A 23103-nucleotide genomic window follows, 5' to 3' on the forward strand; every position below is an offset into this window, starting at 1 on the left:
CGAAGGCCCGGCCATGCTGCTCAATTTCTTCTACGCGCTGCGCGCAGCCAAGCTGCCCGTCTCGGTGAAGGAATACCTGACGCTGCTCGAAGCGCTGAAGGCCGGGCTGATCTCGCCGTCGATCGACGCGTTCTACTTCCTCGCGCGGATGACGCTCGTCAAGGACGAGCAGTACTTCGACAAGTTCGACCAGGCATTCGGCGCGTATTTCCACGGCGTGTCCGCGCTGCCTTCCGATGCGTTCGACATCCCGCTCGACTGGCTCGAGAAGCGTCTCGAGCGCGAGCTGTCGCCGGAGGAAAAGGCGCAGATCGAAGCGATGGGCGGCCTCGACAAGCTGATGGAGCGTCTGAAGGCACTGCTCGACGAGCAGAAGGAACGCCACGAAGGCGGCAACAAGTGGATCGGCACCGGCGGCACGTCGCCGTTCGGGCACGGCGGCTACAACCCGGAAGGCGTGCGCATCGGCGGCCCGTCGAACGGCAACCGCACCGCGGTGAAAGTGTGGGAAGCGCGCGCGTACCGCGACTACGACGATTCCGTCGAGATCGGCACGCGCAACATCAAGGTCGCGCTGCGGCGGCTGCGCCGCTTCGCGCGCGAAGGCGCGGCCGAGGAACTCGACCTGCCCGGCACGATCCGCAGCACGGCCGCGAACGCCGGCTGGCTCGACCTGCGGATGGTGCCCGAGCGCCACAACAACGTGAAGGTACTGATGCTGCTCGACGTCGGCGGCTCGATGGACGACCACATCAAGCGCACCGAAGAGCTGTTCTCGGCCGCGAAGGCCGAATTCAAGCACCTGGAATTCTTCTACTTCCACAACTGCGTGTACGACCACCTGTGGAAGAACAACCGCCGCCGCCACTCGGAGCGCACCGCGACGTGGGACGTGCTGCACAAGTTCACGCCCGACTACAAGCTGATCTTCGTCGGCGACGCGACGATGAGCCCGTACGAAGTGCTGCAGCCCGGCGGCTCGGTCGAATACAACAACCCGGAAGCCGGCGCCGTGTGGCTGCGCCGCCTCGCCGACCAGTTCCCCCATCATGCATGGCTGAACCCCGAGCCCGAGCGGCTATGGGAATACCGGCAGTCGGTCGCGGTCATCCGCGACCTGCTCGGCCATCGCATGTATCCGCTCACGCTCGCGGGCCTCGAAACCGCGATGCGCGCACTCAGCAAGTAACGAAACCCACCAGCAGACACAAAGGCCGCGTGCGAGCGGCCTCCCCCCGGAGATAGCATGAACCCCACGCCCACCGCGAGCGCTGGCCGCGCCGGCGGCCGCCGCTTTTTCGCCGACACATCCGTCTCGGCGCTCGTCGCCGGCTTCGTCGCGATGATGACGGGCTACACGAGCTCGCTCGTGCTGATGTTCCAGGCCGGCCGCGCCGCCCACCTCACCGATGCGCAGATCTCGTCGTGGATCTGGGCGCTGTCGATCGGCATGGCGCTGACGACGATCGGCCTGTCGCTGCGCTTTCGCGCGCCCGTCGTGGTCGCGTGGTCGACGCCCGGCGCCGCGCTCTTGATCGCATCGCTGCCCGGCGTGCCCTACGCCGAGGCGATCGGCGCATTCGTCGTGTGCGCGCTGCTGCTGACGGCCGTCGGCGTGAGCGGCCTGTTCGACACGCTGATGCGCCGGATTCCGGCCGGTATCGCCGCCGCGCTGCTCGCGGGCATCCTGTTCGAGATCGGCATCGAGATCTTCCGCGCCGCGCAGTTCCAGACCGCGCTCGTGCTCGCGATGTTCTTCACCTACCTGATCGTCAAGCGGCTCGCGCCACGTTATGCGATCGTGACGACGCTGATCGTCGGCACGGCGGTGGCCGGCGGCCTCGGCCTGCTCGACTTCAGCCGCTTCCACATCGCGCTCGCGCACCCCGTGTTCACGATGCCCGCGTTTTCGATCGCGTCGATCGTCAGCATCGGCATTCCGCTGTTCGTCGTCGCGATGGCGTCGCAGAACGTGCCGGGCATCGCGGTGCTGCGCGCGGACGGCTATCGGACGCCGTCGTCGCCGCTGATCGCGACGACCGGCCTCGCATCGCTGCTGCTCGCGCCGTTCGGCTCGCACGGCGTGAACCTCGCGGCGATCACGGCCGCGATCTGCACCGGCCCCGAAGCGCACGAGGATCATGCGAAGCGTTACACGGCCGCCGTGTGGTGCGGCACGTTCTACCTGGTCGCCGGGATCTTCGGCGCGACGATCGCCGCGCTGTTTGCGGCGCTGCCGAAGGCGCTCGTCGTGTCGGTCGCCGCGCTCGCGCTGTTCGGCTCGATCATGAGCGGGCTCGCGAACGCGATGCAGGACGTGAAGCAGCGCGAAGCCGCGCTCGTCACGTTCATGGTCACCGCGTCGGGCCTCACGCTGCTGTCGATCGGCTCGGCGTTCTGGGGGCTCGTCGCGGGGATCGTCACGCAGGTGATCCTGAACGCGCGACGCCCGGCCTGACGCGGCTCGCCGCCCGCTGCGGCGGTTGCCGTGCACACCCCGGGACGTCCCAAAACGTGCCCGACACGAATCGGGCCTAAAATGATGGATCGACAGCGGCGCCCGGCGCCGCTTCGCTTCGCCGCCGCGCTCGCGCGGCCCGTGAGAACCCGGCGCCCCGCGCCCTTCTTCCGAATCGCCATGACTACCGCACTCGACCAGCTGAAGCAGTACACGACCGTCGTCGCCGACACGGGCGACTTCCAGCAGCTTGCGCAATACAAGCCGCAGGACGCGACCACGAACCCGTCGCTGATCCTGAAGGCCGTCCAGAAGGATGCGTACAAGCCGATCCTCGAGAAAACCGTCCGCGATCATCGCAACGAAAGCACCGACTTCATCATCGACCGCCTGTTGATCGCGTTCGGCACCGAAATCCTGAAGCTGATCCCGGGCCGCGTGTCGACCGAAGTCGACGCGCGCCTGTCGTTCGACACGCAGCGCTCGATCGACAAGGGCCGCGAGCTCATCAAGCTGTACGAAGCAGCCGACATCGGCCGCGAGCGCATCCTGATCAAGCTCGCGTCGACATGGGAAGGCATCCGCGCGGCCGAGGTGCTGCAGAAGGAAGGGATCAAGTGCAACATGACCCTGCTTTTCTCGCTCGTGCAGGCCGCCGCATGCGCGGAAGCCGGCGCGCAACTGATCTCGCCGTTCGTCGGCCGCATCTACGACTGGTACAAGAAGCAGGCCGGCGCGGAATGGGATGAAGCGAAGGACGGCGGCGCGAACGATCCGGGCGTGCAGTCGGTGCGCCGCATCTACACGTACTACAAGACGTTCGGCTACAACACCGAAGTAATGGGTGCGAGCTTCCGCACGACCAGCCAGATCACCGAACTCGCCGGCTGCGACCTGCTGACGATCAGTCCCGATTTGCTGCAGAAGCTGCAGGACAGCAACGAGACGGTTGCGCGCAAGCTGTCGCCGGAAGCGCTGCAGGACAAGCCGTCCGAGCGGGTTGCGATCGACGAGGCATCGTTCCGCTTCCAGTTGAACGACGAAGCGATGGCGACCGAAAAGCTCGCCGAAGGCATCCGTGTGTTCGCCGCCGATGCGGTGAAGCTCGAGAAGCTGATCGACGCGCTGCGCTGACGCGTGCCGCGCGTCAGCGGCTGTCAGCAACACTGACAACAGCCGTCAGCACGCGCACCGTAAACGGCCGCGAACATGATGTTCGCGGCCGTTTTTATTTTTCATTCCATCGTCAAGCGCGCGCACTACAATCCACGTCACGGGTGCGCCGGCCGCCTCTCGACGTACCCCATCCCAGTCAATCTTGCACGACGCCGAACCCGCGCCGACGCGCGGGACCGGTCCATCACAGGAGACAACGATGCAAGTTCAACCGTACCTGACGTTCTACGGCCGCGCCGACGAAGCCCTTCAGTTCTACGAAAAGGCACTGGGTGCGAAGACGATGTTCAAGATGCACTTCAAGGATGCGCCGCCGAATCCCGAACACGCGATCACGCCCGAGATGGCCGACAAGGTGATGCATGCGAGCTTCACGATCGGCGACTCGATGATCATGTGCTCGGACGGTGACTGCAGCCAGCCGGGCGGCACGCACGCCGGCTATTCGCTGTCGCTGAACCCGGCGACGGTCGAGGAAGGCCAGAAGCTGTTCAATGCGCTCGCCGACGGCGGCGAAGTGACGATGCCGTTCGGCAAGACGTTCTGGGCGCTCGGCTTCGGGATGGCGAAGGACCGTTTCGGCGTGCACTGGATGGTCAACGTCGAGGACCTGTCGCAGCGCGAGGATCTCGCGAAACGCGCGGAGGGCTGACGCAAAAAAACGCCCGCCACCTCGCGGTGGCGGGCGTTTTCGTTACCGCGCGTCGCCCGTTTCAGCTCTCGACGACGTCGAGATAGTCCTCCGGCCGCGTGCGATCTTCCGCATGCGCCATGCCCATCACGCGCACCAGCACGCTCACCGCCACCGACACCACGAGGTTCACGATCAGCGACCACACGGCCGCGTAGCCGGGAATCGCGAGGCCGAACAGGTGGATCGTGAAGATCGAGCTCGCGAGCTTCAGCGACACCGCCATCCACGTGCCGCACACGATGCCGGCCGCCCAGCCGACCAGCAGGCCGCGATGGTCGAGCAGCCGCGTGTACAGGCCGAGCACGATCGCGGGCAGCGTCTGGATGATCCAGATCCCGCCGAGCAGCTGCAGCTGGATCGCGTAGGTCAGCGGCAGCCCGAGGATGAACGCGACCGCGCCGACCTTCACGATCAGCGAAGTGAGCTTCGCGACGTGCGTCTCCTGGTCGTGCGTCATGTTGCGGTTCACGAACTCGCGGTGGATGTTGCGCGTATAGAGGTTCGCGGCCGCGATCGACATGATCGCCGCCGGCACCAGCGCGCCGATGCCGATCGCCGCGAACGCGACGCCGACGAACCACGACGGGAAATACTCGAGGAACAGTGCGGGCACCGCGAAGTTCGGGCCGAACGCCTTGAAGTACGGCGCGTACTGCGGCATGTCCTTCACGCCCGCCGCGAGCGCCATGTAGCCGAGCAGCGCGAGCAGGCCGAGCACGAACGAGTAAGCGGGCAGCATCGCCATGTTGCGGCGGATCGAGTTGCCCGACGACGACGACAGGATCGCCGTGACCGAGTGCGGATACAGGAACAGCGCGAGCGCCGAGCCGATCGCGAGCGTCACGTACGCGCTGTAGCCGTTCAGGCTCGCCGCGTCCGGCGCCTTCAGCAGCAGCTTCGCGGGCGGCACGCTCGCGAAGATGTGCCCGAAGCCGCCGAGCTTCGCGGGAATCACGATGACCGCGGCAGCGATCGTGATGTAGATCAGGATGTCCTTCACGATCGCGATCATCGCGGGCGCGCGCAGCCCCGACGTGTAGGTGTACGCGGCGAGGATCGCGAACGCGATGATCAGCGGCAGGTCGCCGACGAAGCCGGTCGTGTCGAAACCGAGCGCGCCGATCACCACCTCGATGCCGACGAGCTGCAGCGCGATGTACGGCATTGTCGCGAGAATGCCCGTCACCGCGATCGCGAGTGCGAGCATCCGGCTGCCGTAGCGCGCGTTGACGAAGTCGGCGGCCGTCACGTAGCCGTGCCGCTTCGCAATGCTCCACAGCTTCGGAAACACGACGAATGCAAACGGATAGATCAGGATCGTGTACGGCAGCGCGAAGAAGCCCATCGCGCCGGCGCCGAACACGAGCGCGGGCACCGCGACGAACGTATATGCGGTGTAGAGGTCGCCGCCGAGCAGGAACCACGTGACGATCGTGCCGAAGCGGCGTCCGCCGAGGCCCCATTCGTCGAGATGAGCGAGATCGCCGCGCCGCCAGTTCGCGGCCAGGAAGCCGATGATCGTGACGCCGATGAAGAGCAGGACGAAGACGAAGGTTGCGCCAAGATTCATCGCGCACCTCCTTGCGTGCCGCTCGCCTTCCACGCGTTCTTGGTCTTGAAATACACGAACGCGGTGATCACCGCGCTAATGAAGACCCAAAGCAACTGGTACCAGTAGAAAAACGGAAAACCGAACCATTGCGGATCGACCTTGTTGTACGACGGCACCCAGACCATCGCGATCAGCGGCAGTACCAGCAGCCAGAGCCAGCGCTTGGCGGCCCGGTTGGCGTCGGCATCGTGAGCCATGACGTCTCCTCATCTTTCCCGGTTATCGATCTTGTTGAGCGGGTACGGCGGCGAGAGGAGCGGCAAAACGGGTAGGCTGCGGCTCCGCTGGCATCGCGCCAGTATAGGAGCCGCGAGCACACGGTCAAGCGGGGGCGAACCCGAGGTGATCCGCCCCTTGTCGCGCAGTTGCACCGGCATGCCGCCGGTGCATGAAGCGTCAGATCGCGAACGAGGAATCGCGTGCGCCGGCCGTTTCTTTCAAAGCTTTCACCCACTTGCGCGCGGGCAGCTTCAACGTGTCCTCGATCAGCTTCGCACGTGCGTCGAGCTGCGCGAACGGCACGTCGAGCGCGGGGCCCGAGAACGCGATCGCGATCCGGTTGCCGTCGTGCACTTCGGGCAGCGCGATCACGCGGTGATCGAACGCCGCGTTCAGGTGCTTCATGTTGCGCACGAAGCTCGGATGATCGCCGAACAGGTTGATCGTCGCGATGCCCGCGTCGGCGAGGCAGCCGCGCACCGCGCGGTAGAACGCGACGCTGTCGAGCACGGGGCCGCGCGCGGTCGCGTCGTACAGGTCGATCTGGATCGCGCCCGTCGTGCCGCGGTTGGCCGGATCGTTGACGAAATCCCATGCGTCGGCTTCGTGCACGGCGAGGCGCGCGTCGTCGGGCGGCATCGCGAACATCGTGCGCGCGGCGACGATCACGGCCGGGTTCAGTTCGACGGCCTCGACCTTCGCATGCGGCAGGAAGCGGTGCGAGAACTTGGTCAGCGCGCCGGTGCCGAGCCCGAGCTGGACGATCCGCTCGGGCGTTTCGAGGAACAGCAGCCACGCCATCATCTGCTGCGCGTATTCGAGCTCGATATGCAGCGGCTTCGAGATCCGCATCGCGCCCTGTACCCATTCGGTACCGAAGTGCAGGAAGCGCACGCCGCCCTCTTCGGAGAACGTAACCGGCGCGAAGCGCGGCTTGCGCGGCGCTTCGAGCACCGGCACGTCGTCGTGTTCGTCGATTTCCGGGCGGCGCTTCACGCGCGGCGGATGGAGTTTTTCGGAGCCGTTGTAGGCGGACGCCTTGCCATTCTTGAACGCACGTGCCTCGGCGGACGCGCGCTTGATCAGTCGGGTCATGATTGAATCTCGCTGGGTGATGCTGGATGAGCGGACGAGAGGATAGCATTGGTGCGGGGGGCTGTCGGAGACAGGTCTACCGTTACGCTCCGTTGATCGGTCAGCGCGCCACCACGGTCGGCGTGATCGATAATGCATCGCAAAACCGTCAGACGACGAGGGACCACATGGCCTCGAACGACAAGAAGATCTGGTTTCCGGCCAAGCGCTACGGATGGGGATGGGGGTTGCCGGTCGCGTGGCAGGGCTGGCTCGTGCTGCTGTTCGTGATCGGGATCGTTGCGAGCGCTTGGCTGCTGCCGCCGCACAAGTCACCGTTCGCGTACGGCGCCTGCATCGTGGTGCTGTCCGCTTTGCTGATCGCCGTATGCTGGATCAAGGGCGAGAAGCCCGGGTGGAGATGGAGCAAGGACGATTGAGCGTCGGGAGCGAGCCCGCCCTTCCTGGCGCTCATACCGGCGTCAGCCGCGAATCCCCCGCCACTGCACCAGTTTCTGCTCGAACGACAGCATCGCATTCGCTGGACTCGATGAAGGCAGCACGAGCGTTTCATAACCCGCCGCGCCGATTACATCGGCAAACCGCCCCGCCGTCTTGCCGTTGAAGCAGACTTTCGTCAGCAACGGCGCGTGCTCGCGCAAAGCATCAAAGTCATTCGGCTTGGCATTGCGGATCGCCGAATCGAGACTGCCCTCGCGATGGCATGCGGCCAGCACGTCCCAGATACCGATCCCGTGCGTCAGCACGCGCTCGAGCCGCGCATCGTACGCAAGCTCGTGCAGCCCGTGCTCGCCGAGCACCGTGCCGAGCAGCCGCCAGAACTGGTTGCGCGGATGCGCGTAATACTGCGCGGCATCGAGCGATGCCTCGCCCGGAAAGCTGCCGAGGATCATCGTATGCGTATTCGGCCCGACCACCGGCCCGAAACCCTGCAGCATCACGCGTCTCCGCCCGTGCCACCCGAACGCGGCCCATCGCCGTGCGCGTCGAGATGGCGCCACAGCGCCGGCAGCATGCACTCGGTGACCATCAACGGTTTGCCGTGACGCTGGAACACCGAGCGCCGCGCGGCGAACGCATGCGGCGCGCGCGCGCCTGCGCCAAGCGCATGGCTCGCGAGCGCATACAGCGGATGACCGGCAATCACGCGCCGGCTCACGAGCGCCGAGCGCTCGACCTGCGGATCGCTGTACAGCAGCTCCGCGAGCGGCCGCGTGCGCAGCCGCCGCATTGCCTGCCACACGCCCTTGCTGGCGGCGAGCGGCACGATGCTGTGCGCGGCGACGTACGGCGTATCGTCGACCGACAGGATCACCTCGCGCACCCACATCGGCGCGCGCGGCAACGCGGCAAGCGCGTCTGGCTCGTCGAACCACGCGCAGTCGACGGCCTCGCGCGTCACGCGCACGTTCACGCGGCCGAGCCGCGCGAGATGCGCGGTCAGCGATCCGCCGCGCGTCAGCCAGTCGCGCTGGTCGAGCGTGCAGCCAGGCCGCGGCGTCTCGCGCCAGCCGGCCTGACCGCCGTCGAATCGCATGCGCACGTTCACGCGGCGCGCGACAGCAGCAGCGCGTTGGTCCGCTTCACGAAGCTCGCCGGATCGTCGAGCATGCCGCCTTCGGCCAGCAGTGCCTGGTCGAACAGCAGATGGCACCAGTCGCCGAAATCGGCGCTGTCGGCGTTCAACAGCTTCACGAGCGCATGCTCGGGGTTGATCTCGAGGATCGGCTGCATCGCCGGCGCGTTCTGGCCGGCCGCCTTCAGCATCCGCTGCAGGTAGCCGCTCATGTCGTTGTCGTCCGCGACGAGACACGACGGCGAATCGGTCAGGCGGAACGTGACGCGCACTTCCTTCACCTTGTCGCCGAGTGCTTCCTTCATCTTCTCGACGACAGGCTTGATTGCCTCGCCCGCTTGTTCCTGCGCCTTCTTCTCTTCGTCGTTCAGCTCGCCGAGATCGAGGTCGCCGCGTGCGACGCTCGCGAGCGGCTTGCCGTCGAACTCATTGAGGAACGACAGCATCCATTCGTCGACGCGGTCGGTCAGCAGCAGCACCTCGACACCCTTCTTGCGGAACACTTCGAGGTGCGGGCTGTTCTTCGCGGCCTGCCATGCGTCGGCCGTCACGTAGTAGATCTTGCTCTGCTCGGGCTTCATGCGCGACACGTAGTCGGCAAGCGACACGTCCTGCGCGTCGGTATCGCCATGCGTCGACGCGAAGCGCAGCAGTTTCGCGATGCGCTCGCGGTTCGCGTGATCTTCGCCGAGGCCTTCCTTCAGCACCTGGCCGAATGCGCCCCAGAACGTCTTGTACTTCTCCTTGCCGGCATCCTCTTCCGCGTTCGCGAGCTCTTCGAGCATCGACAGCGCGCGCTTCGTCACGCCTTCGCGGATCGCCTTCACGTCGCGGCTTTCCTGCAGGATCTCGCGCGACACGTTCAGCGGCAGGTCGGCCGAATCGACGACACCCTTCACGAAGCGCAGGTATTGCGGCAGCAGCTGCTCGGCGTCGTCCATGATGAACACGCGCTTCACGTACAGCTTCAGGCCACCGCGATAGTCGCGGTTCCACAGGTCGAACGGCGCATGCGACGGCACGAACAGCAGTTGCGTATATTCGCTGCGGCCCTCGACGCGGTTATGCGTCCACGTGAGCGGATCCTGGTGGTCGTGCGCGACGTGCTGGTAGAACTGCGTGTACTGCTCGTCGGTGATGTCGCTCTTCGAACGCGTCCACAGCGCGCTCGCCTGGTTGACGGTCTCGTCCTCGTCCTTCAGGACCATCTCGCCCTTTTCCTGATCCCATTCTTCCTTCTGCATCAGGATCGGCAGCGCGATGTGGTCGGAGTACTTCTGGATGATCGACTTCAGGCGATGCGACGACAGCAGCTCGTCCTCGCCCTCGCGCAGGTGCAGCGTGATCGTCGTGCCGCGCTGCGCGTGCTCGATCGCGTCGATCGTGAAATCGCCTTCGCCCGCGCTTTCCCAGCGCACGGCTTCGTTCGCCGGCAGGCCCGCGCGGCGCGTCTCGACGGTGATCTTGTCCGCGACGATGAAGCCCGAGTAGAAGCCGACGCCGAACTGGCCGATCAGCGCCGCATCCTTCTGCTGGTCGCCGGACAGCTTCGTGAAGAATTCCTTGGTGCCCGAACGCGCGATCGTGCCGAGGTTCGCGATCGCCTCGTCGCGGCTCATGCCGATGCCGTTGTCGTCGATCGTGATCGTGCGCGCGGCCTTGTCGTAGCCGATGCGGATGCGCAGGTTCGGATCGTTCTCGTACAGCGCGTTGTCGGCGAGCCCCTCGAAACGCAGCTTGTCGGCCGCGTCGGACGCGTTCGACACCAGTTCGCGCAGGAAGATTTCCTTGTTGCTGTAAAGCGAATGGATCATCAGGTGGAGGAGTTGCTTGACCTCTGCCTGAAAGCTCATCGTTTCATGTGCCATGGATGTTGTTTCCTCTTACTTGAACGGGTGAAATGGTGTGGCGCAGGCGCCCGGCGCGCGATGCCGGCAAGCCCGTGAAGGACGACCGCCCGGCGCGAGCGGTTTGCGCGCGTATCTGGGGACGGCGCGCGTGATTTCAAGGGTCGGCGTGCCGCGTCACGACGCGCGCCGCACGGCCGAGTCGATATAGCCTGCCAGCAACCCCGGCAGCGCCGGATCGCCGCAGTTCGCGACGTTGAAGCGCATCCACGTCGACGGCGATTGCTGCGGCGAGAACAGGCTGCCCGGCGTCAACAGAAAACCGGCCTCGTGCGCGACCGCCGCGAGCGCGTCCGAATCGACGCCCGTGTCGGCCCACAGGAACATCCCGGCCGCCGGCATCGTGAAGAGCCCGAGCCCCGTGCGCTCGAGCATCCGCGCGGTCTTGTCGCGCACGCCGTCGAGCCGCGCGCGCAGCCGCTCGACATGGCGCCGGTAATGCCCTTCGGTCAGGATCTTGTAAAGCACGCGCTCGTTGAGCTCGGGCGTCGTCATCCCGACCAGCATCTTCTGGTCGGTGACCGCCTTCGCGATCTCCGGCGCGCACGCGACATAACCGACCCGCAGGTTCGCCGCGAGCGTCTTCGAATAGCTGCCGAGGTAGATCACGCGCTTCAACTGGTCGAGGCTCGCGAGGCGCGTGGCCGGATAGCTCGGCGGGCACAGGTCGCCGTACACGTCGTCCTCGACGACGAGGAAGTCGTACGCCTCCGCGAGCTTCAGGATCCGGAACGCCTGCGCGGCCGACAGCGACGTGCCGGTCGGGTTCTGCAGCACCGAATTGATCACGAGCATCTTCGGCCGCCACATCTGCACGAGCGTCTCGAGCGCGTCGAGATCGGGGCCGTCCGGCGTGTACGGCATCCCGACGAGCTGCGCGCCCTGCGACGCGAAGCGGCCGAACATCTGGAACCACGCGGGATCGCCGACGATCACCGCGTCGCCGGGCCGCACGTAGATCCGCGAAATCAGGTCGATCGCCTGCGTGATCCCCGATACGAGCACGAGCTGGTCGGGCGTCGCGCCGATCTCGACTTCGGCGAGCCGCGTCTGCAGTTGCTGGCGCAGCGGCAGGAAACCCTGCGCGGTGCCGAAGCCGAGCATCTGCGCGCCCGACTGGCGCCCGAGCGCGCGCAGCGCGCCGGTAATCAGCTCGCCGTCGAGCCAGCGGCCCGGCAGGTAGCCGAGACCGGGCCCCTTTTCCGGGCTGACGGTGTGCAGCATGTTGCGCAGCAGCCAGACGACGTCGATCGTGTTGTGCACGGGCGCGGCTTCGGACACGCGCGCCACGTTGTCGACCGCCTGCGGGCCGGCCGTGCGTTCGCGCACGTAGAAGCCGGAGCCGCGCCGCGAGTCGAGGTAACCCTGCGCGACGAGGCGCTCGTACGCCTCGACGACGGTAAAGCGCGACACGCTCTTGTCGAGCGCGAGCTTGCGGATCGACGGCATCCGCATGCCGGGACGGAACACGCGTTCGTCGATGCGCCGCCGGGCCCACTGGACAAGCTGGTCGACGAGCGTGAGCGTGGCCGTATCGTGCGGCGCGGGAATCTGGGCGAGTGGAACGGTGGACATGGGCGGCAACTCCAACTGTACCGAAGGCTATCGCGCCGATTGTACCGTTACTGTGCCGGTATCGACGATTACAGTTGACCGCAATGGCGACCGTGCGGCCGCCGTTCCGGCCCCGCCGCACCGGGAGCCGCGCCGGCCGGCCCCATCCACGGCCCGTGCGCCGGCCGGTCCGGCAACCGCCCGGCGCATCGCCCGCCTACCATGACACTTTCGCTTCCCGACCGACGTTCATGCCAGCCCGCTCCCTGACCCTCGACCATCTCGTGATCGCCGCACGCACGCTCGACGATGGCGTGCGCCATGTCGCCGACACGCTCGGCATCGAACCGGCCGGCGGTGGCCGCCACCCGCTGATGCGAACCCACAATGCGCTGTTCGGCGCATGGGGCGGGCTCTACCTCGAAGTGATCGCGATCGACCCCGACGCTCCTGCCCCGGACGATGGCGCAGCGCCGCCGCGCGCGCGCCTGTTCGCGCTCGACGATCCGGCGATGCACGCCCGGCTCGCGCAGGGCCCGTTTCTCGCGCACTGGGTCGCGCGCGTCGACCGCCCGCGCCAGCTCGCGCTGTGGCAAAGCCAGTATCCGGCCCGCATCCCGCCCGTCGTCGCGATGCGGCGCGGCGACCTGACCTGGGGCCTCACGGTGCCCGATGACGGCGCGTTCCCTGCCTGGCAGGGTTCGGGCGACGGCCTCGTGCCGTCGCTGATCCAGTGGGACAGCCCGCAGCACCCGGCCGAATCGCTGCCGCACGACGGCGTCGCGCTGAAGGCGCTCAAGGGCACCCACCCGCGTGCGGACGCGATCCGCGAGCAGCTCGACTGGCTCGGCGCCGCACATCTGCTCGATCTCGAAACCGGCGACGGCCCGCCCGCGCTGGTCGCCGAATTCGACACGCCGCAGGGCACGCGCACGCTGCGCTGAACACCCCACCATTACAACCACCCTGCAATACGGAGACACCTTCGACATGAATTCGCGCGAAACCCGGGGCATGCTGCTCGGCCTGATCGGCGTGATGATCTTCAGCCTGACGCTGCCGATGACGCGTATCGTCGTGTCCGAACTCAATCCGCTGCTCAACGGCCTCGGCCGCGCGCTCGCCGCCGCCGTGCCGGCCGGCCTGCTGCTGTGGTGGCGCCGCGAGCCGCTGCCGACCCGCGCGCAACTGAAAAGCCTCGCGATCACGTCGGCCGGCGTGATCATCGCGTATCCGGTGTTCTCCGCATGGGCGATGAAATCCGTGCCGGCGTCCCACGGCGCGGTCGTCAACGGGCTGCAGCCGCTGTTCGTCGCGCTGTACGCGGCATGGCTGTCGCACGAGCGGCCGTCGAAGGCATTCTGGGCCAGTGCGGTGGCCGGCAGCGCGCTCGTGATCGCGTTCGCGCTGCGCGACGGCGGCGGCACCGTGCAGGCCGGCGACGCGCTGATGCTCGTCGCGGTCGGCATCGGCGCGCTCGGTTATGCGGAAGGCGCGCGCCTCGCGCGCCAGATCGGCGGCTGGCAGGTGATCTGCTGGGCGCTCGTCGTGTCCGCGCCGTTCCTCGTGCTGCCGGTCGGCTGGCTCGCGTGGATGCAGCATGCCGCGCATCCGGGCCCGCTCGCGCTGCGCACGTGGCTCGCGTTCGGCTACGTGACCCTCTTTTCGCAATTCATCGGTTTTTTTGCATGGTACGCGGGGCTCGCGATGGGCGGCATCGCGCGCGTCGGCCAGGTGCAACTGCTGCAGATTTTCTTCACGATTGCATTTTCCGCCCTGCTGTTCGGTGAAACGGTCACGTCGTCGACGTGGCTGTTCGCCGCCGCCGTGATCGCCACCGTGGTGCTCGGGCGCCGCTCGGCGGTCGCCACCACCGCGCAACCGGCTCGCGCCGGCTGAACAGGTGCGCCATAATGGCTGTTTTGCCTGATCGGTTTTGCCCACCCGGCCGCGAAGGCTCGACCGCGCTCGCGCATGCCCACCCGGCAGCGTCGAAGCGATCCGCCCGAACGACCTTTCTTGACTGACCACGATATCCGAACGAGGAGACTATGAATCCGAGCGACCTGCATCCGCCGCACTGGCAGCTTTCCGAACGCGCCCGCAAGCTGACGAGCTCTGCGATCCGCGAGATCCTGAAGGTCACGGAACGCCCCGAGGTCATCTCGTTCGCCGGCGGCCTGCCCGCCCCCGCGACGTTCCCGGCCGAGCGCATGCGCGCCGCCGCCGACCGCGTGCTGCGCGACGCACCGGCCGCCGCGCTCCAGTACAGCGCGACCGAAGGCTACCTGCCGCTGCGCGAGTGGATCGCCGAGCGCTACAGCGTGCGCGTGTCGCAGGTGCTGATCACGACCGGCTCGCAGCAGGCGCTCGACCTGCTCGGCAAGGCGCTGATCGATCCGGGCAGCCCGATACTCGTCGAAACGCCGACCTACCTCGGCGCGCTGCAGTCGTTCTCGCTGTACGAGCCGCGTTACGTGCAGGTGCCGACCGACGAGCAGGGCCTGCTGCCGGAAGGCCTCACGCCCGAACTCACGCAAGGCGCGCGCCTCCTGTACGCGCAGCCGAACTTCCAGAACCCGACCGGCCGCCGCCTGCCCGTCGAGCGCCGCCGCGCGCTCGCCGCGTTCGCGCAGTCGAGCCCGTTCCCGGTGCTGGAAGACGATCCGTACGGCGCGCTGAACTACCGCGGCGAGCCGCTGCCGACGATGCTGTCGATGGCGCCCGACCACGTCGTGCACCTCGGCACGTTCTCGAAGGTGCTCGCACCGGGCCTGCGGATCGGCTACATCATTGCCCCCGAGGAACTCCACTTCAAGCTCGTGCAGGCCAAGCAGGCCACCGACCTGCACACGCCGACGCTCACGCAGCGCATCGCGCACGAAGTGATCAAGGACGGCTTCCTCGACGAGCACATCCCGACGATCCGCGAGCTGTACAGCGCGCAATGCGACGCGATGCTCGGCGCGCTCGAACGCCACATGCCGGAAGGCGTCACGTGGAACCGCCCGGAAGGCGGGATGTTCATCTGGGTGAACCTGCCCGCGCAGATCGACAGCATGAAGCTGCTCGCCGCGGCCGTCGACAACCACGTCGCCTTCGTGCCGGGCGCGCCGTTCTTCGCGGACAACGCGCAGCAGAATACGCTGCGCCTGTCGTTCGTCACGGTGCCGCCCGAGAAGATCGAGGAAGGCGTGGCTCGCCTCGGCAAGCTGCTGCGCGAACGCCTCTGATCCCCCTTTTCCAGTCACGACTCTCTACGAGGAATCGAACACATGGCTAACGTCTACGACAAACTGAAGTCGCTCGGCATCGAGCTCCCGACCGCCGGCGCACCGGCCGCCGCCTACGTGATGAGCGCGCAAAGCGGCAACACGGTCTACCTGTCGGGCCATATCGCGAAGAAGGACGGCAAGGTCTGGGCCGGCAAGCTCGGCGCCGATCTTCAGACGGAAGACGGCAAGGCGGCCGCCCGCTCGATCGCGATCGACCTGCTCGCGACGCTGCACGCGCACACGGGCGACCTGAACAAGGTCACGCGCATCGTCAAGCTGATGAGCCTCGTCAACTCGACGCTCGACTTCACCGAACAGCACGTCGTGACGAACGGCGCGTCGGAACTGATCGCGGAAGTGTTCGGCGACGCAGGCAAGCACGCGCGCTCGGCATTCGGCGTCGCGCAGATCCCGCTCGGCGCGTGCGTCGAGATCGAGCTGATCGCCGAAGTCGCGTAACAGGCGCAGCGCGATGCCCGATCGTCTCGTCCGCTTCAAGCAGGTCGACGTGTTCACGTCGGTGCCGTTCAAGGGCAACCCGCTCGCCGTGGTGTTCGACGCCGATTCGCTCGGCGACGACGCCATGCTCGAGATCGCCCGCTGGACCAACCTGTCGGAAACGACGTTCGTCTGCACGCCGACCGATCCGGAAGCCGACTACCGCGTGCGGATCTTCACGCCGTGCGGCGAACTGCCGTTCGCCGGCCACCCGACGCTGGGCACCGCGCATGCGTTCCTGGAAAGCGGCGCGCAGCCGCGCACGCCGGGCCGGCTGATCCAGCAGTGCGGGGTCGGCCGGGTCGCGCTGCGCGAGCAGGCCGACGGCTGGGCGTTCGCCGCGCCGCCGGCGCGCGTCACGCCGCTCGACCGTTCGGACTACGCGGCGCTGGCTGCCGCGTTGCGCAGCGACGCGATCGACCTGGATGCCGAGCCGTGCGCGGTCGACAACGGCGCGCCGTGGCTGGTCGTGCGGCTGAAGTCGGCCGACGCGTGCATCGGCCTGACGCCCGATCCGGCCGCGCTGGAAGCGCTCACGCACCGCTACGGCGCGGACGGTCTCGCGGTCTACGCGCCGCACGCCGAAGGCGGCCCCGCGACGTTCGAAATCCGCTGCCTGATGACGGGCGGCAACTTCGGCGTCGGCGAGGATCCCGTCACGGGCAGCGCAAACGCCGCGCTGGCCGGGCTGCTGACGCGGCAGGAACGCCGTCCCGGCACGTCCTACACGGCCCGCCAGGGCACGGCGATCGGCCGCGACGGCCGCATCTTCGTCCGCTACGACGAAGACGGCGCGACCTGGATCGGCGGCCACGCCGTCACGGTCGTCGACGGCACGTTCCGGTCCCCTGTCTGACATTTCGCGATGTGCGATGGCGCCGGCCCGTGCGGCGCCCCTACGGTTCGCCCAACTATCGCAAAAACGCGCCAGCCAGTAATATCGGGCCTAATCCGTTGTTTCGGAGGTCTGTCCATGGTTGCGCATCCCGCGAACGAACAGACGCCGGGGCGACCCCAACCATAGCCGGCCATCCCGACGGATGGCGCACGCGAGCAGGACGCCACCCTCTTCGATGAGCTCCGCCCGGTCCAACCCAACGCCGCCGACCCGGCCGCTACGCGCGCCGCGCAAATCGCGCCGGCGTGCGCTGTTCGCGATCCCGCTGCTCGGGATGCTGGCGCTTGCGCTGCTGTGGGCTGTGATCATCGCGCGGCTGTCGGTCGAGAAGGACAGTGCATACAAGGAAGCCGCGGCATCCGCCGCGATCCTGTCCTCCGCGCTCGAGCAGCATACGGTCAAGGCGATCCACCAGGTCGACCAGATCACCCGCTTCGTCAAGTTCGAGTTCGAGAAGTCGCCCGGACGCTTCAATCTCGCGAGCGCCGTCGAGAAAGGCGTCGTGCCGAGCGATACGCTGATCCAGGTATCGCTCGTCAACGCGAAGGGCATCCTGTTCGCGAACACGGCCGAGCTCCATCCGCAGCCGATCAACCTGGCCGATCGCGAGCACTTCAAGGTCCACCTCTCGCACAACGACGACCGCCTCTATATCAGTAAGCCCGTGCTCGGCCGCGTGTCGAGCCACTGGACGCTGCAGATGACGCGGCGCCTGAACAACCCGGACGGCAGCTTCGCGGGCATCGTCGTCGTGTCGGAAGACCCGAGCTACTTCACGAACGACTTCTACAACAACGCGGCGATCGGCAAGGAAGGCGTGATCGCGGTCGTGTCCGACACGGGCGCGGTGCTCGCGCGACGCACGGGCTCGCTCAGCAACGCACCGGGCGCGTTTTCGGCATCGGGTGTGTACCCGATCGCCGAGCGCGTGACGGGCACGATCATCGACCCGCTCGACGGCGTGACGCGCATCGTGTCGTACCGCCACCTCGACGGCTATCCGCTCGCGGTGATGGTCGGCCTGTCGCAAACCGAGGAATTCGCGGACTACTACCACACGCGCAACGTCTACCTGCTGATGACGAGCTTCATCACGCTCGCGATGCTCGCGTTCTTCGGCGTCGCGACGGGCCTGATCGGCAAGCTACTCGGCCGCGAGCGCGAGATGACGCAGCTCGCGGAATTCGACCTGCTCACCGGCCTCGCGAACCGCTATGCGACGCTACGCGGGCTGCGCAACGACGTGGCGCTGCCGACGAGCCTGTCGCGGCTCGGCCTGCTGTTCATCGATCTCGACAACTTCAAGACCGTCAACGACACGCTCGGCCACAACGCCGGCGACATCGTGCTGCAGATGACCGCGTCGCGCCTGTCCGATGCGGTCGGCGACGAAGGCTCGCTCGCGCGCATCGGCGGCGACGAGTTCGTCGTCGTGATGAAGGGCGACGACGTCGAGCGGCGCGCGGTGCGGCTCGCGGAAGCGATCATCCGGATGTTCGGCGAACCGTTCGACGTACGCGGCAGTTCGTTCGTGCTGCATGCGAGCATCGGCATCGCGCTGCACACCGTCGCGAACGAAAGCGAGATCGACCTGCTGAAGAAGGCCGACCTCGCCATGTACAGCGCGAAGGACGCCGGCAAGAACTGCTACCAGTTCTATGCGCCGCACCTGTCGCACCGCGCCGACCACCTGATGCGCTGGGAACAGCAATTGCGCGTCGCGCTCGCTGAGGGGCAACTGTTCCTCGCATACCAGCCGAAGATCGACCTCACGCATCGCACCATCACCGGCTTCGAGGCGCTCGCGCGCTGGGATCACCCCGAGCACGGGATCATCTCCGCGAACGAATTCATTTCGATCGCCGAATCGACGGGACTGATCGTGCCGATCGGCGACTTCGTGATCCGCACCGCGTGCGAGCAGATTGCACGCTGGCGCGACGAGGGTCACCACACGCTGACGCTCGCGGTCAACATCTCGCCCGTGCAGTTCTGGCGCGGCGACCTGATCGAGACGATCTCGCGCACGCTGCAGGAAACCGGCATCGACGCGAACCGGCTCGAGATCGAGATCACCGAAACCGCGATGATGGAGTATCCGGAACTCGTGTCCGAGAAGATCGTCGCGCTGAAGAAGCTCGGCATCCGGATCGCACTCGACGATTTCGGCACCGGCTATTCGTCGCTGTCGTACCTGCACCGCTTCTCCGTCGACACGCTGAAGGTCGACCGTTCGTTCGTGCAGGCGATCCCGAACGATCGCAGCGTATGCGTGATGGTGTCGTCGATCGTGCATCTCGCGCGCTCGCTCGGCCTGACCGTCGTCGTCGAAGGCACGGAAACCGAGGAACAGATCACGTGGCTGTCCGCGCTCGGCGAGATCGAGGCGCAGGGCTTCCTGTTCTCGCGCCCGGTGCCGGCCGACGCGATTCCCGCGCTGATCGCGCGCTTCGGCGTGCGCGGCGACCATCCGAACGTCATCGCGCACCGCGCGACGGGCAGCACCGGCGCCTGAGCGCACCGCGGCTGCGGCCATGGCGCGCGTCGCGCGCTGCCACAATTGTTTCGTTTTCCGATCTTATTCTTCAGTCTATTAATTAGCGTTTTCGCGCATGGCAGTGTCGCGATGCGCGGCGGACAATCGGGAGGGCCAACGTATCGGCGGGCCGCCGGTAACGTCTACACACGCAAGATCCGGCCCTGCGCCAACACCACAACCATGACAACCGTCGAAGTCGAAGCAAGCGCTCGTGTCGAAGAGGCACAGGCATCCCTGTGGGCCTTGTTCAAGGTCGTCGCCGGCATTTCGGCGATCTCGTGGGGCGGGCTTTCGATGATGGCGCAACTCGAACGCCACTACGTTGAACGGCTGCAACGCATCGAACCGCACATATTCGGCGATCTCGTCGCGCTCGCGTGGCTCGTGCCGGGCCCCGTCGGCTGCAACGTTGCGGTGCAGGTCCGGCCAGACGCTGCACGGCCGCGCCGGCGCATGGGTCGCCGGCATCGCAAGCGTGCTGCCATTCTCCATCCTGATGACGCTGTTCGCGATCTTCTATCGCACGCCGCTCGTGCGCTCGCTTGCGTCGCCGATACTGATCAATCACTTCGGGATGGTGCTCGCCGCGCTGATCGGCCTCACGTGGGTCAAGCAGTTGCGCATGCTCGCGTGCACGCGGCTCGAACAGGTGATCGCCGCGCTGTCGACGATTCTGCTCGCTTTCGCGCATAGTCCGGCCGCTTTCGTCGGGATTCTTTTCGCTGCGTTTGCAGCGGGCTGGCTGACCGGGCCGCCGCAACGCGACGCAGTCGATTTCACGCTGTCGAGACGCGACCGCCAATCTGCTCGTGCTGCTTGGCGTGCTCGTCGTGTTGTTCGCGGTGCCGCTGCCCGGCGATTACCAGGAGCAACTGCTGTGGCCGCGCCTCGCAGGCGCCGGCATGACATTGTTCGGCGGCGGCTTTTCCGCGCTGCCGGTGCTCAAGACGCTGTTCGTCTCGCCGGCAACGGGCATCTCCGATCACGACTTCACGCTGGCGTTCGCGCTGTCGCCCGTGGCGCCGGGGGCCACTGCTGAACGTCGTGCCGTTTCTCGGCTACCTGACCGACGGCTGGGTCGGCGCGCTGCCTCGCAACGGCCGCACTGTTCATTCCGTCGGGTTGTCTCGTCGTGTTTGCGCAGAACCACCTGTCCCGGCTCAAGCGCCATTCGCGCTTCGAGCACGGGATGCGCCTGCTGCGCGCGGCGACGACGGGCTTTCTCGTCGTCGCCGTCGTGAAGATCCTGCATCGCGAGCCGGCCGACCCGATTTACTGGCTGACCGGCGCGTTCGCGACGCTGTGCTTCACGCGCCTCAGGGTGCCCGTCTATGCCGTCTACGGCGCGGTCGCGGTTGCCTGCGGCGCGTGGCTGTGGGCCGCCGCGCGCTGACGGGCGGCGGCGGCCGCCCCACTTGGCTCAACCGGCACTCACCCGCACCAAGCGACTTCAACCCGCCTGCACCGCGACCCGGCGTGCCATCCAGCGAGCGCGCAGCGCGTCGTACGCGAGGTTTGAAGCAAAACGTGTACGGCAGGAAGAACAGCACGATGCCGAGGTCGAGCAGCAGCGCCTCGACGAGGCTCACGTTCAGCCACCACGCGGCAACCGGCACCACCATCGCGACGAGGCCGAGCTCGAAGATGACCGCGTGCGCGATCCGCATGCCGAGCGTGCGCGTCAGCCCCGCGCGCCGTTCGAAGCGGTCGAACAGCGTGTTGAAGGTCATGTTCCACGCTCATCGCCGATCAGCGACACCATCACCGTCAGCACGCCGACGTGCGATACGGCATGTCGAGCAGCCACGCGCCGATCGGCGCGCACAGCGCGATCGCGACCAGCTCGAACGTCAGCCGCATGCAGCAGCCGTTCCGTCACCGTTTTGTTCATCTGTTTCATGGTTCCCTCCGATTCGTTACTTCATTCATGCCGGTCATTTTGATCGGCTAACGTATGAATCCAGTTTGATATCATCGGTTTTAACCGATACAACAAATCCGGAGCGCCGCATGCGCCACGCCCCCGAAGCCCTGCTCGCATTTCGCCGAAGCCGCGCTGCTCGGCTCGTTCACGGCTGCCGCGCGCAAGCTCGGCAAGCGCCAGTCGACCGTGTCGGAGGCGATCGCGAACCTCGAGATCGATCTCGGCGTGCAGTTGTTCGACCGCTCGACGCGCGCACCGACGCTGACCGACGCCGGGGCGCGCGCTGCTGCCGCAGGTGCAGCGCGCACTCGAGGCCGGCGCGGCGATCGACCGCACGGCCGCGCGGCTCGCGCAGGGCGAAGCAGCGCGGCTGACGCTCGTCGTGTCCGATACGTACCAGTCGAAGCGCTACGAGGAAACGTTTGATGGCGCTCGAACGGCGCTTTCCGGCGCTCGAGCTCGAATGCCAGATCGCCGAGCACGAGGACGTGCTCGACTGATCCAGCAGGGCCCGCGCGCAGCTCGGGCTGATGGCTGCGCGCCGCGACCTACCCGCCGATATCGGCGCGGCGACGGTGGCGGAGGAATCGGAGATCGGGTTGTTCGTCGGACGCACGCACGCGCTCGCCGAATACGGCGACGCGGAAGTGCCGCACGCGGCGCTGCGCGACGTGCGCGAACTGCGCCTCAACACCTACGTGAAAACGGAAGGCCGCAGCGCCGGCGACCGGATCGTCGTCGGCACGCAGCACTGGCTGGCGCCGAGCTACCTGATGCTGCTGGAGATGGCGGTGCTGGGGTTCGGCTGGGCCGAGCTGCCGCGCTGGATGGTCGACCACTTCGCGCGCGATCGCCTGTGCGAACTGCGTGCACGCGGCTGGCCGCGCCGCGTGCGGGTGGATGCCGTATGGTCGCGCAACCGGCCGCTCGGTCCGGCCGGCTCCTGGCTGCTCGACGCGATGCTGGCCGCGTAGCGGCGCACACCGGCGAGCCTGCGGTTGGCGCCGGCCGGCGCCCGAAGATCAGAAGCCGCGCGACAGCACGGCCGCACGACCGTGACGACACCGAGCACGAGGTTCACGACGACGAGCAGGCGCACCGCGTTTCACCGCACGCGCGCCGTCCGGCCAGTTCTGCGCCTGCACTGCGCGGCGGATGCGCGGGAACAGCGCGAAGCGGATGTGCCCGAGATCAGCATCATCACGACGCCGAGCCCGGCCATCGCGTGCAGCGACCACGTCGCGTGCGCGCCGCCCGAACTCCACGAGCATGAAGCGCCGCGACAGCAGGATCACGATCACGGAAACCCGCGACCCAGTTGAAGAAGCGGCCGAACACGCCTTCGATCAGCAGGCAACCGGAGCTGCGGCGACAGGTCGGACTGTGCCGGACGCCAGGCAGAAGTTCGCGAAGACCATCCCGCCCACCCACACGGCAACGGCCAGCAGATGAAGAAACAGCGCGACGGCAACAGCGTGGGACATTGGCGACAATCCTGTGATGGGTTGGGTACGGCGAACGGCCGCGTCGCACGCGGCATCGAACGTCGTTCGACCGGCCCGTCGCTGCGCGGTTTCAGGCCCCCGCGCTCGATTTCACAATATTTTGCAAGTTCCGCGTGACAGCGCCACGCTTGCTTACCCGAATCGCCGATCCAAAGAAAAGGCGCACGTCCGCC

The 23103-nt window shown here is 67.0% G+C and carries 18 protein-coding genes and 4 pseudogenes; 13 read left to right on the top strand and 9 right to left on the bottom strand.

Annotated features, from left to right (window positions below):
* The first annotated feature begins 13 nt into the window (after positions 1-13).
* The 4 genes from R9B84_RS12300 to R9B84_RS12315 all read left to right on the top strand — a co-directional run bounded on the left by R9B84_RS12300 (position 14) and on the right by R9B84_RS12315 (position 4286).
* On the top strand, positions 14-1189 hold the full coding sequence (locus R9B84_RS12300) for a vWA domain-containing protein (protein ID WP_027786803.1): 1176 nt from the start codon (positions 14-16) through the stop codon (positions 1187-1189).
* A gap of 57 nt (positions 1190-1246) precedes the next feature.
* Complete coding sequence (locus R9B84_RS12305; RefSeq protein WP_423758149.1) at positions 1247-2458, top strand: benzoate/H(+) symporter BenE family transporter; 1212 nt, start codon at positions 1247-1249, stop codon at positions 2456-2458.
* A 180-nt stretch (positions 2459-2638) separates the two neighbouring features.
* Positions 2639-3592, top strand: a complete 954-nt coding sequence (gene tal / locus R9B84_RS12310; RefSeq protein WP_423758150.1) for a transaldolase — start codon at positions 2639-2641, stop codon at positions 3590-3592.
* Positions 3593-3833: 241 nt separating this feature from the next.
* Complete coding sequence (locus R9B84_RS12315; RefSeq protein ID WP_423758151.1) at positions 3834-4286, top strand: VOC family protein; 453 nt, start codon at positions 3834-3836, stop codon at positions 4284-4286.
* A gap of 61 nt (positions 4287-4347) precedes the next feature.
* Here R9B84_RS12315 and mctP read toward each other — a convergent pair whose 3' ends face one another.
* The 3 genes from mctP to R9B84_RS12330 form a co-directional block, all read right to left on the bottom strand.
* Positions 4348-5898: a monocarboxylate uptake permease MctP gene (gene mctP / locus R9B84_RS12320; RefSeq protein ID WP_423758152.1), complete on the bottom strand. Its 1551-nt coding sequence runs from the start codon at positions 5896-5898 to the stop codon at positions 4348-4350.
* On the bottom strand, positions 5895-6137 hold the full coding sequence (locus R9B84_RS12325; RefSeq protein ID WP_423758153.1) for a DUF3311 domain-containing protein: 243 nt from the start codon (positions 6135-6137) through the stop codon (positions 5895-5897). Before R9B84_RS12325 ends, mctP begins: the two co-directional genes overlap by 4 nt.
* A 199-nt stretch (positions 6138-6336) precedes the next feature.
* Positions 6337-7254: a spermidine synthase gene (locus tag R9B84_RS12330; protein WP_423758154.1), complete on the bottom strand. Its 918-nt coding sequence runs from the start codon at positions 7252-7254 to the stop codon at positions 6337-6339.
* 167 nt (positions 7255-7421) lie between these two features.
* On the opposite strand from R9B84_RS12330, the gene R9B84_RS12335 reads away from it, so the two are divergent.
* Complete coding sequence (locus tag R9B84_RS12335) at positions 7422-7673, top strand: hypothetical protein (protein WP_423758155.1); 252 nt, start codon at positions 7422-7424, stop codon at positions 7671-7673.
* 42 nt (positions 7674-7715) lie between these two features.
* Here R9B84_RS12335 and R9B84_RS12340 read toward each other — a convergent pair whose 3' ends face one another.
* The 4 genes from R9B84_RS12340 to R9B84_RS12355 all read right to left on the bottom strand — a co-directional run bounded on the left by R9B84_RS12340 (position 7716) and on the right by R9B84_RS12355 (position 12312).
* Complete coding sequence (locus R9B84_RS12340) at positions 7716-8192, bottom strand: DNA-deoxyinosine glycosylase (RefSeq protein WP_423758156.1); 477 nt, start codon at positions 8190-8192, stop codon at positions 7716-7718.
* Positions 8192-8791: a chorismate--pyruvate lyase family protein gene (locus tag R9B84_RS12345; protein ID WP_423758157.1), complete on the bottom strand. Its 600-nt coding sequence runs from the start codon at positions 8789-8791 to the stop codon at positions 8192-8194. The genes R9B84_RS12340 and R9B84_RS12345 overlap by 1 nt, the downstream gene beginning before the upstream one ends.
* Before the next feature lie 8 nt (positions 8792-8799).
* Positions 8800-10698 (bottom strand): molecular chaperone HtpG, encoded by a 1899-nt coding sequence (htpG, locus tag R9B84_RS12350; RefSeq protein ID WP_423758158.1) that lies wholly within the window; start codon positions 10696-10698, stop codon positions 8800-8802.
* Between the two features lie 156 nt (positions 10699-10854).
* Entirely contained in the window at positions 10855-12312 is a 1458-nt protein-coding gene (locus tag R9B84_RS12355; RefSeq protein ID WP_423758159.1) for a PLP-dependent aminotransferase family protein, read from the bottom strand.
* A gap of 230 nt (positions 12313-12542) precedes the next feature.
* On the opposite strand from R9B84_RS12355, the gene R9B84_RS12360 reads away from it, so the two are divergent.
* The 7 genes and pseudogenes from R9B84_RS12360 (at position 12543) to R9B84_RS12390 (ending at position 20894) form a co-directional block, all read left to right on the top strand.
* The gene (locus tag R9B84_RS12360; protein ID WP_423758160.1) at positions 12543-13235 is read left to right on the top strand and encodes a VOC family protein; all 693 of its coding nucleotides are present in this window, start codon (positions 12543-12545) and stop codon (positions 13233-13235) included.
* 46 nt (positions 13236-13281) lie between these two features.
* A complete protein-coding gene (locus R9B84_RS12365) occupies positions 13282-14190 on the top strand; it encodes a DMT family transporter (RefSeq protein ID WP_423758161.1) in 909 nt (302 codons plus the stop codon).
* 152 nt (positions 14191-14342) lie between these two features.
* A complete protein-coding gene (locus R9B84_RS12370) occupies positions 14343-15524 on the top strand; it encodes a PLP-dependent aminotransferase family protein (RefSeq protein WP_423758162.1) in 1182 nt (393 codons plus the stop codon).
* A gap of 42 nt (positions 15525-15566) precedes the next feature.
* On the top strand, positions 15567-16025 hold the full coding sequence (locus R9B84_RS12375) for a RidA family protein (protein WP_006478174.1): 459 nt from the start codon (positions 15567-15569) through the stop codon (positions 16023-16025).
* Between the two features lie 13 nt (positions 16026-16038).
* A complete protein-coding gene (locus R9B84_RS12380) occupies positions 16039-16920 on the top strand; it encodes a PhzF family phenazine biosynthesis protein (RefSeq protein ID WP_423758163.1) in 882 nt (293 codons plus the stop codon).
* Positions 16921-17137: 217 nt separating this feature from the next.
* On the top strand, positions 17138-19477 hold the full coding sequence (locus R9B84_RS12385) for a bifunctional diguanylate cyclase/phosphodiesterase (RefSeq protein ID WP_423758164.1): 2340 nt from the start codon (positions 17138-17140) through the stop codon (positions 19475-19477).
* Positions 19478-19681: 204 nt separating this feature from the next.
* A pseudogene (locus tag R9B84_RS12390) lies at positions 19682-20894 on the top strand (chromate transporter).
* Positions 20895-20951: 57 nt separating this feature from the next.
* Here the strand turns inward: R9B84_RS12390 and R9B84_RS12395 are convergent.
* Positions 20952-21401: pseudogene (locus R9B84_RS12395) on the bottom strand (multidrug/biocide efflux PACE transporter).
* A 110-nt stretch (positions 21402-21511) separates the two neighbouring features.
* Here R9B84_RS12395 and R9B84_RS12400 point away from each other — a divergent pair.
* Positions 21512-22399, top strand: a pseudogene (locus R9B84_RS12400) (LysR family transcriptional regulator).
* A gap of 48 nt (positions 22400-22447) precedes the next feature.
* Here the strand turns inward: R9B84_RS12400 and R9B84_RS12405 are convergent.
* Positions 22448-22909, bottom strand: a pseudogene (locus R9B84_RS12405) (CopD family protein).
* Between the last annotated feature and the right edge of the window lie 194 nt (positions 22910-23103).

The sequence above is a fragment of the Burkholderia sp. NLJ2 genome, assembly GCF_049487195.1.
Taxonomy (GTDB): domain Bacteria; phylum Pseudomonadota; class Gammaproteobacteria; order Burkholderiales; family Burkholderiaceae; genus Burkholderia; species Burkholderia pyrrocinia.